Annotated in this window: 14 protein-coding genes; 7 read left to right on the top strand and 7 right to left on the bottom strand. The window is 67.1% G+C overall.

Features of this window, described 5'->3' with window-relative positions:
* The first annotated feature begins 69 nt into the window (after positions 1-69).
* Positions 70-1,122, top strand: coding sequence for a cation diffusion facilitator family transporter (locus CH42_RS01555; RefSeq protein ID WP_053351459.1), 1,053 nt, complete (start codon positions 70-72; stop codon positions 1,120-1,122).
* 136 nt (positions 1,123-1,258) lie between these two features.
* A complete protein-coding gene (locus tag CH42_RS01550) occupies positions 1,259-1,903 on the top strand; it encodes an MIP/aquaporin family protein (RefSeq protein WP_053351458.1) in 645 nt (214 codons plus the stop codon).
* A gap of 71 nt (positions 1,904-1,974) precedes the next feature.
* Here CH42_RS01550 and CH42_RS01545 read toward each other — a convergent pair whose 3' ends face one another.
* From CH42_RS01545 to CH42_RS01525, 5 genes are all read right to left on the bottom strand, one after another.
* On the bottom strand, positions 1,975-2,349 hold the full coding sequence (locus tag CH42_RS01545; protein ID WP_053351457.1) for a hypothetical protein: 375 nt from the start codon (positions 2,347-2,349) through the stop codon (positions 1,975-1,977).
* 27 nt (positions 2,350-2,376) lie between these two features.
* Positions 2,377-3,744 (bottom strand): dihydrolipoamide acetyltransferase family protein, encoded by a 1,368-nt coding sequence (locus tag CH42_RS01540; RefSeq protein ID WP_053351456.1) that lies wholly within the window; start codon positions 3,742-3,744, stop codon positions 2,377-2,379.
* Positions 3,745-3,773: 29 nt separating this feature from the next.
* Positions 3,774-4,775, bottom strand: coding sequence for an alpha-ketoacid dehydrogenase subunit beta (locus CH42_RS01535; protein ID WP_053351455.1), 1,002 nt, complete (start codon positions 4,773-4,775; stop codon positions 3,774-3,776).
* Positions 4,772-5,953, bottom strand: coding sequence for a thiamine pyrophosphate-dependent enzyme (locus CH42_RS01530; protein ID WP_053351454.1), 1,182 nt, complete (start codon positions 5,951-5,953; stop codon positions 4,772-4,774). Before CH42_RS01530 ends, CH42_RS01535 begins: the two co-directional genes overlap by 4 nt.
* A 75-nt stretch (positions 5,954-6,028) precedes the next feature.
* On the bottom strand, positions 6,029-7,141 hold the full coding sequence (locus CH42_RS01525; protein ID WP_053351453.1) for a histidinol-phosphate transaminase: 1,113 nt from the start codon (positions 7,139-7,141) through the stop codon (positions 6,029-6,031).
* Positions 7,142-7,211: 70 nt separating this feature from the next.
* Here CH42_RS01525 and CH42_RS01520 point away from each other — a divergent pair, with 70 nt between their 5' ends.
* The 5 genes from CH42_RS01520 (at position 7,212) to CH42_RS01500 (ending at position 11,157) form a co-directional block, all read left to right on the top strand.
* Complete coding sequence (locus CH42_RS01520; RefSeq protein WP_053351452.1) at positions 7,212-7,679, top strand: phage holin family protein; 468 nt, start codon at positions 7,212-7,214, stop codon at positions 7,677-7,679.
* 26 nt (positions 7,680-7,705) lie between these two features.
* Complete coding sequence (locus CH42_RS01515; protein WP_053351451.1) at positions 7,706-8,209, top strand: low molecular weight protein-tyrosine-phosphatase; 504 nt, start codon at positions 7,706-7,708, stop codon at positions 8,207-8,209.
* Positions 8,210-8,280: 71 nt separating this feature from the next.
* Entirely contained in the window at positions 8,281-9,666 is a 1,386-nt protein-coding gene (gene purB, locus CH42_RS01510) for an adenylosuccinate lyase (protein WP_053351450.1), read from the top strand.
* Between the two features lie 154 nt (positions 9,667-9,820).
* Positions 9,821-10,630 carry an LssY C-terminal domain-containing protein gene (locus tag CH42_RS01505; protein ID WP_053351449.1) on the top strand — a complete coding sequence of 270 codons (810 nt, stop codon included), beginning with the start codon at positions 9,821-9,823 and terminating at the stop codon, positions 10,628-10,630.
* The gene (locus CH42_RS01500) at positions 10,627-11,157 is read left to right on the top strand and encodes a hypothetical protein (RefSeq protein WP_053351448.1); all 531 of its coding nucleotides are present in this window, start codon (positions 10,627-10,629) and stop codon (positions 11,155-11,157) included. The genes CH42_RS01505 and CH42_RS01500 overlap by 4 nt, the downstream gene beginning before the upstream one ends.
* 55 nt (positions 11,158-11,212) lie before the next feature.
* Here the strand turns inward: CH42_RS01500 and CH42_RS01495 are convergent, their stop codons facing one another.
* Entirely contained in the window at positions 11,213-11,503 is a 291-nt protein-coding gene (locus CH42_RS01495; protein WP_053351447.1) for a hypothetical protein, read from the bottom strand.
* Positions 11,504-11,531: 28 nt separating this feature from the next.
* Entirely contained in the window at positions 11,532-12,107 is a 576-nt protein-coding gene (locus tag CH42_RS01490; protein ID WP_053351446.1) for a hypothetical protein, read from the bottom strand.
* Positions 12,108-12,173 lie beyond the last annotated feature (66 nt).

Genomic DNA, 12,173 nt, shown 5'->3' with positions numbered 1-12,173 from the left:
ACTACGCACCCTCGACTCCAGATACCCCTCGGGGGTACCATGACAACATCTGATCAATCGAGGAGGGTCATGGGTCAGCACGATCACCCGCACGACAACCGGCACGACGGCGACGGCGACGGCGGCGAAGCCTGCGAGCCCGAGTTCAGCGCCGGCCACCCGGCGCGACCCGCACACACGGCGACCGAGGGCCACGGCGGTCACAGTCACGACCACGGCCTCCAGGGAGCCTCTTCGGGCACCGCGAAGCATCGCCGCAAGCTAATTCTGGTGCTCGTCATCACGCTCACCGTCTTTGTCGTGCAGGTCATCGGCGCGCTCATTTCGAACTCGCTCTCGCTGCTCGCCGACGCCGGGCACATGCTCACCGACGCGACCGGTGTCGCCATCGCACTCATCGCGAGCTTGATCGCAGGGCTCGCTCCCACCTCGAAGCGCACGTTCGGCTATCTGCGGGTCGAGGTGCTCGCTGCGCTGGTCAACGGCATCGTGCTCGGCGTCATCGCCGTGGTGATCCTGATCCAGGCCCTCTCGCGTTTCGGTGCCGAAGTCGAGGTGCACTCGGGGCCGATGCTCATCGCGGCGATCATCGGCGCAGCAGCGAACCTCGTCTCACTGCTCATTCTGCAGTCGGGCCAAAAGGAAAGCCTCAACGTGCGCGGGGCGTACCTTGAGGTGCTCGGCGATCTGCTCGGGTCGGTCGCCGTCATCATCGCCGGCGTCATCATCATGCTCACGGGGTGGAACGCCGTCGACCAGATCGCGTCCATCCTCATCGCGATCCTCATCTTCCCTCGCGCCATCAGCCTGCTGCGCGATGTGGTCGACGTGCTCCTCGAAGCGTCTCCCAAGAACATCGACGTCGATGCCGCACGAACACACATGGAAGCGGTGCCCGGAGTCGAAGAGGTACACGATGTCCACGCCTGGACCATCACGTCAGGAGTCCCGGCCTTCTCCGCCCACGTCACGGTCTCGGACTCGGCATGGAGTGAGCGCGGGTACCACGCGATTCTCGACGAGGTGCGCGGGTGCCTGCACGAGCACTTTGACACCTCGCACGTCACTCTGCAGCTCGAGCCCCGCAGTCATGAGACCGCCGGCGAGCACGTGCACGCCTGACCCCGCGCGATCCGCATGATCTTGCGGATCAATTGTGGTGTCGCAGGCTGTCGTAAACCGTGACTGACCGCCACCCCTTTGACATAATGAGTATTAGCTGTGTATCAAAGCTTTTTCTCAGAAAGTGAGCTCCTCCATGACCGGTACCGTTCGTAACGCGGTAGCTGAAGCCCTGGCGACCCTGCTGTTCGTCTTCTCGATCGTCGCGGCGATCAACAACGCAGGCGACTTCGCGCCTCTCGCCATCGGCTTCACACTGATGGTGCTCATCTACGCGACCGGCCACCTCTCGGGTGCGCACCTCAACCCGGCCGTTTCGCTCGGCGCCCTGCTGCGCGGCGCGCTCAGCGCCGGCGACTTCGTCGCCTACGTGATCGCCCAGCTCGTCGGCGGCGTGCTCGGTGCCCTCATCGCAGGGCTCATCTTCCCGGCAGCCGAAGCCGCCAAGGAGATCGAGGTCGGCCCCGCGTTCCTCGTCGAGGCGATCTTCACCTTCATCCTGGTCTACGTCGTACTCAATGTCGCGACCTCGAAGGACACCGAGGGCAACTCGTTCTACGGCCTCGCCATCGGCTCCGTCGTCGTCATCGGCGCGTTCGTCGTCGGCCCGATCTCGGGTGGCGGCTTCAACCCCGCCGTCGCGCTCGGCCTCGCCGTGCACGGCGACTTCGCCTGGTCGAACATCTGGCTCTACTTCGTCGCCCCGCTCGTCGGCGGCGCGCTGGCCGCCCTCGCATTCCGTGCGCTCAACAGCCACGATCTCGCGAAGGCCGACGCCTAAGCACCCTCTGCGGCCGAACGCCGCAACCCGAAGGGCCCGATCGGATCACCTCCGGTCGGGCCCTTCGGCGTTCACCGAGTGATGAGCGTGTGCAGCAGCTGCATCAGGAACACGAATCCGAATCCGAACCCGGGAATCAGCAGCACCGACCCCACGATGCCGCCCCACATCATGCCGCGTTCGCGCAGCATTCCGGCCCACACGCTGCCGAGCACGCCGGCGGGCAGCACGGCGACGCAGATCATCCACATCACCGACAGCCACGTGAGCCCGGCCCAACTATCGGCGGTCGCCAAGAACCCGATCCAGAACACCGCCAGCCAGATCCACGGCAGCGCTACGCACGCCGGAGCCGCTCGGCGCATCCACCGCGGTCGGTCGGGCGCCTGCACGCCCACGCCGCGCCACCCGCGCATCGGGTCGAGCGGCGTCGGCGGCTGATACATCGGTGATCCGTTCGCGTGCAGCGGCGATCAGTCGAGCAGCAGCGCCGGTTCTTCGAGCACGGAGGCGACGTCGGCGACGAAGCGCGAAATCACGTCGCCGTCCACGATGCGATGGTCGAACGAGCCACCGACCGTTGTGACCATGCGGGGGCGCACCTCGCCGTCGACGACCCACGGCTTCTCGCGAATCGTGCCCATCGCCATGATGCCGCACTCGCCCGGGTTCAGAATCGGCGTACCGAAGTCCATGCCGAACACCCCGATGTTCGTGATCGTGATCGTGCCGTTCGCCATTTCTGCGGGCTGCGTGCGCCCGTCTCGCGCGGTGATCGTGAGCTGCTCGATCGCGGTCGCGAGATCGCGCAGGTTCAGCTCCTGGGCATCTTTGATATTCGGCACCACGAGGCCGCGCGGTGTCGCGGCCGCGATGCCGAGGTTGACGAAGTTGTGGCGAATGATCTCGGTGTCGGTGAAGGTCGAGTTGACCTCGGGGTTGCGCCGGATCGCCCAGAGCATCGCCTTCGCGAAGATCAGCAGCGGCGAGACCTTGACGCCCGCGAAGTCGGTCGAGGCCTTGAGGCGCTTCACGAACTCCATAGTGCGCGTCGCATCGACATCGGTGAACACGCTGACGTGCGGCGCCTCGAAGGCGCTCTCGACCATCGCCTTGGCGATCTGCTTGCGCATGCCCTTGAGCGGAATGCGCTCTTCTCGCGCCGCCTGCGGCTCGGGGGTCGACAAGTTGCGGAAGAGGCTGGCCTGCGATGCCTGGCGCACGACATCATCGCGCAGCACCTCGCCGGCGATACCGGTGCCGGTGACCTCTGCCAGGTCGACGCCGAGGTCTTTCGCGAGCTTGCGAATCGGCGGCTTCGCGAGCACCGGGGCCGCTTCGGCGACCGGAATCGACGCGGCAGCGGCACCAGCGCCCCCTGCGGCCAGCGGTGGCTCACCGCCTCGACGTCGCCGCGACGTGACGGCACCACCGGTGCCGTACCCCACGAGCACTGCACCGCCCTCGGAATCCTCGTGCTGCACACTCGCCGACGCATCGGCGACCGCGTCACGCGTCTCGTCGCTGTCCACGGGCGCGGCATGCGTGTCGGCCGACGCGTCCGCGGGCGCGTGCGATGCAGTCGCTGCGGCCTCGCCACCGTCAACCGTGACCCGCATGATCGGGTCACCGACCGGCACCGTATCGCCGACCTCGACCAGCAACTCGGCGACGACGCCGGTGAAGGGTGAAGGCAGTTCGACGAGCGACTTCGCCGTCTCGATCTCGCAGATCACCTGGTTCAGCGCGACGGTATCGCCGGGGGCCACGTGCCACGTGACGATCTCGGCCTCGGTGAGCCCCTCGCCGACGTCGGGGAGGGGGAAGGTCATCTCGCTCATGGGTGCTCCTGGGTTCGGGATGGTCTGAGTCAATACTGCATCGTGCGGTCGACGGCCTCGAGCACCCGATCGGCATCGGGCAGGAAGAGCGGTTCGATCGCCGCAGCGGGGAAGGGTACGTCGTAACTGGAGACGCGCAGCACCGGGGCCTGCAACGAGTAGAAGGCACGCTCGGCGACCGTCGCGGCGATCTCGCTGCCAACGCTTGCATTGCCCGAGGCCTCCTGCGCGACGACCAGGCGACCGGTCTTGCGCACCGACTCCAGAATGGGTTCGTAATCGATGGGCGAGATTGTGCGGAGGTCGATGACCTCGATGCTTGTGCCCTCGGACTGCGCGATTTCGGCGGCCTGCAGCAGCGTGTTGACCATCGCACCGAACCCGACGACGGTGCAGTCGGTGCCCGGTCGGGCGACGCGACTCCGGTGCAAATCGGCCGCGGGGGCCACAGGATCGACCTCGCCCTTCTGCCAGTACTTCGCCTTGGGTTCGAAGAAAAGCACCGGATCGTTCGACGCGATCGCTTGCTGGATCATCCAGTAGGCGTCGTTCGCCGTCGACGGCGCGACAACACGCAGCCCGGGGGTGTGTGCGAAGTAGGCCTCGGGGCTCTCTTCGTGGTGCTCGATCGAGTTGATGTGCCCGCCATACGGCACGCGAATGACGATTGGCATGTCGACCTTGCCGTCGTGCCGGGCGCGAATCTTCGCGAGCTGCGTCGTGATCTGATTGAAGGCGGGGAAGATGAACCCGTCGAACTGAATCTCGACGACCGGGCGGTATCCGCGGAGCGCGAGACCGATCGCGCTGCCGACGATGCCGGCCTCCGCGAGCGGGGTGTCGAGCACGCGCGCCGAGCCGAACTCCGCCTGCAACTTGTCGGTCACGCGGAAGACGCCGCCGAGCGGGCCGATGTCTTCGCCCATCAGCAGCACCCGGTCGTCGGCGGCCATGGCCGTGCGCAGCCCCTCGTTGATCGCCTTCGCAACCGGCAGGGTGGTGCGTTCGGCGAGCGTCACGATCTCGGTCATGCGGCGCCTCCTTCGAACGACGACTCGTAGTGCGCGAACCAGGCGCGCTGCTCATCGATGCGCGGATGCGGTTCGGCGTAGACGTGCGCGAACATCGACTCGGGCTCGGGCTTCGGCAGGGTCAAGATCTGATCGCGTACCGCCTTCGCACGCTGATCCGCGGTCTCGGCGACCTCGGCGAAGAACGCGTCGTCGACACCCAGGCTGCGCAGGTAGGCCTCGAGCCGCGCGATCGGGTCGCGCTGTTGCCAGACCTCGAGCTCGCCGTCAGGCCGGTAGCGCGTGGGGTCGTCGGCGGTCGTGTGCGCACCGATGCGGTACGTGAGCGCCTCGATGTAGCCGGGCCCCGCACCCTCGCGGGCGAGCCGCAGAAATCGGCGGCCGACGGCGAACGCCGCGAGCGGGTCGTTCCCGTCGATCTGCACCGCACGCAGGCCGAAGCCGAGGGCGCGACGGTACAGCGGTGTACGCGACTGGCGCGCGACGGGCACCGAGATCGCCCAACCGTTGTTCTGCACCACGAAGACCTCGGGCGTCTGGTAGCTCGCGGCGAAGATCATGGCTTCGTTCGGGTCGCCCTGGCTCGAGGTGCCATCGCCGTAGAAGACCATGGTGGCTTCGCCGGTGGCCGTGCCCGCTTCACCCGGGTCGAGCGCGGTATCGCCGTTGCGGCGCTTCGCATCGAGCACCTGAGCGAGCGCGTAGCCCGTAGCGTGCTGGGTCTGCGAGCCGAGCACCAAGGTGTAGAGGTGCACGTTGCCGTTGGCCGGGTCGGTGATGTCCCATCCGCCATGCGTCACGCCGCGGAACTGCGCAGCGATGTCGAGCAGGTCGACGCCGCGCACGCTCGCGACGAGGTGCTCGCGGTAGGCCGGAAAGACGTGGTCTTGGGGTTCGGTTGCTCGCACGAGGCCGACCTGGCAGCCTTCCTGGCCGACGCTCGGCACCCAAAGGGCGAGCTGGCCCTGGCGCTGCAGGTGCGTGCACTCGGTATCGAAGGCTCGAGTGCCGACCATGTCGCGGTACCACTGCTGCAGGTCAGCAGTGGTGACACCCTCGAGTTCGGCGGCGTATTCGGCAGCAGTGTCTGACGGCGCGTACCCGCCATCCGCATCCAGGAAGCGGATCGGCTCGGGATCGTCGCCGTGCAGCAGGCGCTCTGTGATCTGTTCGCTCATCTCGATTCAGTGTAGTGAGCGGGTCTGCGCATCGCGGGATATACCAGTACTCTTCGCCCGAATGCGCAGGGCCGATCAGCCCGCCGCGAGAGCCTCCAGGTGCGCGCGCACGATCGAGACGACAACCTCTGCACTCTCCGCTTCTGCCACCGTAATGCGCACACCGGTGCCGGCGAATGGTCGCACGAGCGTGCCGGCCTCGGCGAACTCCGCGGCCAGCGCCAACGCGTCGGGCACTCCGCCGGCCGAGCGATCCTGCTCAGGAATCCACACGAAGTTGCCCTGCGCCTGCGGCACCGCGAGACCGAGTTCGCGCAGTGATGCGGCGAGCGCATCGCGACGGGTCGCGAGCTCCGCAACGCGTTCTGCGTGGACCGCGCGCGCCTCGGGAGTCAGTGACGCACGGGCCGCGGTTTCAGCGATACCGGTGACCGAGAGCGGAATCGAGACACTCGCCGCGGCCGCGAAGATTGCCGGATCGCCAACGCCGTACCCAATCCGCAGCCCCGCGAGGCCGTACGCCTTCGAGAACGTGCGCAGCACGACGAGGTTCGGGTGATCGCGCAGCACGTCTTCGCCGCGCACCGCCTCAGGGTCGGTCACGAACTCGCGGTACGCCTCGTCGAGCACCACGAGGGTGTCACGTGGAACTCGCGCCATGAAGCGGTCGAAGTCGGCGCGGCGAATCGTGGGGCCGGTCGGGTTGTTGGGGGAGCAGAGCAGCACGACGCGGGTGCGGTCGGTAATCGCGTTGACCATGGCGTCGAGATCGTGCTCGGCTGCCGCAGTGAGCGGCACCGCAATGTTCTCGGCGCCCGAGGCGAGCCCGAGCGACGGGTAGGCCTCGAAGCTCGGCCAGGCGTGCAGGTACGCGTCGCCCGCGCCGGCTGCTGCGTGCACGAGCTGGAAGAGAATCGCGACCGAGCCGGCGGCGAGGTGCACGTGCGTGCCCGGCACTCCGAAGTCGGCGCAGATGGCGTCGCGCAGCTCCGGCATCGCGACCGCGGCGTAGCGGTTGATGTCGGTGCGCCCCGCGATGGCCTCGAGCACGCCGGGGAGCGGGGCAAACGGGTTCTCATTGCTCGAGAGCTTGAACCCGGGCTTCGTCGGCGCAGCACCCTGACGATAGGCCGGCACGGCCAGCACATCGGCGCGAAGACGAACGGGGGAGACTGCGGGCTCACTCATGGTCACCGAGTCTAGTGACGCGTGCGGCCAACCCCGAGCGCGCTCCGAGTGGCGGTGCGAGAATGGGCACATGCGATCCGTCATCCGCGTGCTGGTCAACGCCTTCGCCCTCTGGCTCACCACACTCATCGTGGGCGGCCCCGGCAATCACGGGGTGTGGGTGGAGTCGCCCGGCGACACCGTGCTGCGGGAGTTCGGTACGCAGCCACTGTCAGACATGATGGTAGACGACCCCAATGCGCCGCTCATCCGCGTCATCACTCTGGTGCTCATCGCCCTCGTCTTCGGTCTCGTCAACGGCACGCTGGGCCGTGTGGTGCGGTTCGTCTCGATCCCGCTCTACATCATCACGATCGGCCTCTTCGGGCTCATTGTGAACGGGGTCATGCTCTGGGTCGTCGCGTGGCTCTCCGATCTCGCCGGCTTCGGGCTGCAACTCGGCGGCTTCTGGTGGGGTGTACTTGCGGCGCTCGTGCTGACGATCCTGTCGGGCATTCTGAACGGACTGCTCGGCACGTCGAAGAAGAAGGACCGCTAACGCGCGATATCCCGCACACTGGAGTGATGAGCGATCTACTGCGCATCTCATTCGTCTGTACGGGCAACATCTGCCGCTCGCCGATGGGCGACGTGATCTTCCGGCGCCTCGCCGAGAACGCCGGCGCGGCCGATCGCTTCGAGGTGTCGTCGCGCGGTACGGGCGACTGGCACGTGGGTGACGGGGCGGATCACCGGGCCGTCACCGCCCTCCACCGCGCGGGGTTCGATGGAACCTCCCACCGCGCAGCGCAGCTGTCAGACGCCGACCTCACCGAGATCGACCTGTTCGTCGCACTCGCGCGTGAGCATCGCGACGCGATGATCGCCCGCGGTGCCGATCCTGAGCGCATCGTATTGCTCACAGACTTCGACCCCGAACGACCGTCTGATCCCGATGTCTTCGATCCGTACTTCTCCGACCAAGACGCATTCGACGAGGTACGTGCGCAGGTCGAGCGCGCCTGCTCGGCGCTGCTCGCGGAGCTGCTCAACGATCCGCACATCCTCGTATCGCAGGTGTCGGCATAAGCGCGAGGCTGCACCCGCCCCGCATGGGAGAATGGGAGACGGACCGCGATCCCGAATCTCGAGAGGCTCACATGACCCCGCTTCCCACGCAGCCCATCAGCCCGCTCGACGGACGGTACCGCGCAGCGGTCGCCGACCTCGGCAACACGCTCTCAGAGGCGGGCCTCAACAAGGCTCGCGTGCACGTCGAGGTCGAGTGGCTCGCCTACCTCACCGAGCACTCGCTGCTCGGTGGCACCCCGATCGCGCCCGAGCAGCTCGCGGCACTGCGCGCCTGGGCCGCCGACTTCGGTCAGGCCGAGATCGATGAGCTCGCCGAGACCGAGCGCACGACGCAGCACGATGTGAAGGCAGTCGAGTACCTCGTACGTGCTCGCCTCGAAGCGCAGGGGCTCGGACACCTGGCCGAGCTCACCCACGTCTGCTGCACCAGTGAAGACATCAACAACCTCTCATATGCGCTGACGGTCAAGCAGGCCGTCGCCGACGTGTGGCGCCCCCGCTTCGAAAAGGTCATCGGTGCGATCGCCGCCCAGGCCGAGCAGTACCGCGAGCTCCCCATGATGAGCCGCACGCACGGCCAGCCCGCGACGCCGACGACGCTCGGCAAGGAGCTCGCCGTCTTCGTGCACCGCCTCGAGCGCCAGCTCAATCAGATCGACGACATCGAGTACCTCGGCAAGTTCTCGGGTGCGACCGGCACGTTCGCGGCGCACCTCGCCGCCGACCCCGATACCGACTGGGCAGAGGTCTCGCAGCAGTTCGTCGAGGGCCTCGGGCTCGACTGGAACCCGCTCACCACGCAGATCGAATCGCACGACTGGCAGGCCGAGCTCTACACGCGCATCGCGCACGCGAACCGCATTCTGCACAACCTCGCGACCGACATCTGGAGCTACATCTCCATCGGCTACTTCCGCCAGATCCCGGTCGAGGGCGCGACGGGTTCGTCGACCATGCCGCACAAGGTGAACCCGATCCGGTTCGAGAACGCCGAGGCCAACCTCGAGCTCTCGAACGCGATCCTCGACTCGCTCGCCGCAACGCTGGTGACGAGCCGCTGGCAGCGCGACCTCACCGACTCCTCGGCGCAGCGCAACATCGGTGTTGGCCTCGGTCACTCGGTGCTCGCCCTCGACAACATCCTGAAGGGTCTCGGCCAGATCGATGCGGCTCCCGACGTGCTCGCCGCCGATCTCGACAGCAACTGGGAGGTGCTCGGCGAGGCGATCCAGACCGTGATCCGCGCCGAGGTGACCACCGGTCGCTCGACGATCAGCGACCCCTATGCCGCGCTCAAGGAGCTGACCCGCGGCCGTCGTATCGGCCAGGCAGAACTCATCGAGTTCGTGCAGGGCCTCGAAATCGGTGACGCCGCGAAGCAGCGTTTGCTCGCACTCACCCCCGCGACCTACATCGGCGACGCCGTGCGCCTGGTCGACTTCCTGCAGCGCTAGCGCTGCTCGCATGCGCGGGATCGCGCGAGGCTCGGGCGCACGCCCCGTCTTCGCACGATCCCGTTCGTGTATCTGCGCCTGACCGCCTGACCGTGGAGCCGCGCGCTCGCCTCCACGCTGTTCGACTGAGCTGAGCGCGAGCTACGATGTGACCATGAGCCCGGAGCCGAGTCGCCGATTCTCGCTGACGACCGCGCTCGACCACGCATTCTTCGTGTACGCGGGCATCGCGGCGATCTGGCTCGCCTGGCTGATTTTCACCGAGAGCTTCCAAATCGGCTGGTTCGGCATCCTCTTCATGATCGCCTTCTGGGTGATCCTCGCGTATCTCGTACTGCCTCGCCTGCATCGCATTCTGACGACGATCTACGTGCCCGACTACTTCATCGGTCGCGCCCGAACGAGCGATGGCCTGTTGGGCGATCCGATCAATCTCGCGGTGCGCGGTGACGAGGCCGCCCTGCACCGCGCGATGAAACGTGCGGGGTGGATCAAGGCCGACCCCGTCACCCTGGGATCATCGTGGCGGATCATCAGCTCGACCATCACCCGGCGCAGTTATGATCGCGCACCGGTCAGCCCGCTCTTCCTGTTCTCGCGCATGCAAGACTTCGCATACCAGCAAGAGGTCGAGGGGAATCCGGCGAAGCGTCACCACGTGCGATTTTGGCGCACTCCCGATGGCTGGCTGCTGCCCGGTGGCGCCCGCGTCGACTGGTTGGCGGCTGGCACCTTCGATCGTGCCGTCGGGCTGTCGCTGTTCACCCTGCAGGTGACCCACAAGATCGACGCCGATACCGATGTCGAGCGCGACCATGTCATCTCGACCGTGCGTTCGGCGGATGCCGGCGTAGGCCTCGAGGTGCTGCGCGACTTCGCCACGGGGTATCACTCGCGCAATGGTGGCGGCGATTCGATCCACACCGATGGCGACCTTCCGATTCTCGATGTGGGGAAAGCATGAGCGAGCTGCACGCCAAGCGGTCGGCCTCAGAGGCGGCAGCGGTACTCGCTGGCCCGCAGGCCCCGGCACCACCCACAGCGAAGCGCCCGGTGTCGCTGGCAGGGGGCGCCCTGCTCGTGCTGCTGCGCTGCCTCGGCGGCATCCTGTGGGTCGTGAGCGTCGTCATCGCCTGGCCACGCCTCATGCGCGACGTCGACCTCGACGGCGTCAGTTCGGGCTTGGTGCTCGGAGTGTTCGTCACGTTCGAGGCGCTCTGGATCTGCTCGTTGGCGCTCTTCGCCTGGGCGCTGTGGCGGGGCAGCAATCGTGCGCGCATGCTCGCGATGTGCTGGGCAGCCGCCAGCATCACGGCGTCGGCCATCAACTACTTCGTGTCGGGCGCGGAGATCACGGTACGCACGACCTTGTTGACGCTCTCACTCGACATACTGCTCCTGCTCGCCCTCTCGAGCCGGGACGCTCGGGCGTGGACCATCGGCCGGCGGGATGCGCGCCGGGAGCACAAGCGTCAGCTGCGCCGGGCGTAACGACGGAAAGTCGCAGGCGTCGCGGCCAGTGCCGATGCCCGTTGCGCGAGCGGGGTCAGTGCCAGTTGGGCTTGTCGTCGGGGCCGCGCAGATCTTTGCGCGCGTCGATGTCTTCTTGACTCGGCTTGCCGCCGAGCCCCACGAGGGCGACCATCATAATGGAGACGATGAAGCCGACACCGAGAAAGACCAGACCGAGCACCAGGTCGCGCGTGGTGAGCAGCACGACCAAGCCGGCGAAGACGCCGAGCACGAGCGAGAAGCCGATAAGTTCGAGCGGCTTCAGGCGGTCACGACGCGACGGGGTCACGCGATCCTGATTGACGGGCTCGGGAGGCTGGGTCATCGTGTACTTTCGAAGAGGTGCAGGGAAACTACTGCTCGGTGGCCGCGACCGACGTCGCGCTGCGACGCGTGTCGAAGGCCGAAATGCCGAGGAAGACGCCGGCGACCATGGCGTAGGCGCCGAGGAAGCCGAGAATCGCCACCTGGTCGGTGCGGACCAGGATGGTGAGCAGCGCGAGGAGGATGCCGATCGCGCCGAGGAACACCGCGTCTTGGCGACTGCCCGGACGCACGGTCGAGCCGACGAATTCGAGCAGCGCACTCACGAGCGCCCAGGCCGCGACAACGACCGCAAAGCCGATGACGGAGCCGGCAATCGGCAACGCGACCGCAGCGGCGATCGACACGACCGCCAGCAGGAGCGGCACGGCGTTGCCGCCCGAGGCGCGTACGGAGAACCACTCAAGCAGGTGCGCGATGGCGATGAGGCCGAGAATGGCCGCGGTCACGCCGAGGTCGAAGCCCAGCTGCTCGTGCAGGGTTGCGGTGAATGCGATAGCGATGCCGGCGATGATCAGCACGGCAACGCGCACGAGCCGAACGGGGCGTGCGACCGGAGTCTCAGGAGTCGGTGATTCCGCAGCTGTGGGTACTGCAGCAGCCATGACACCCCTTTCTTCGTCTCGCCCCAGTCTACCCCGGTGCCACCCGAGAGAATCCCGGTCGCACTG

It is taken from the genome of Leucobacter musarum subsp. musarum, from assembly GCF_001273845.1.
In the GTDB taxonomy this organism is placed as follows: Bacteria; Actinomycetota; Actinomycetes; order Actinomycetales; family Microbacteriaceae; genus Leucobacter; species Leucobacter musarum.
This window is presented reverse-complemented; position numbering and strand designations above follow the sequence as displayed.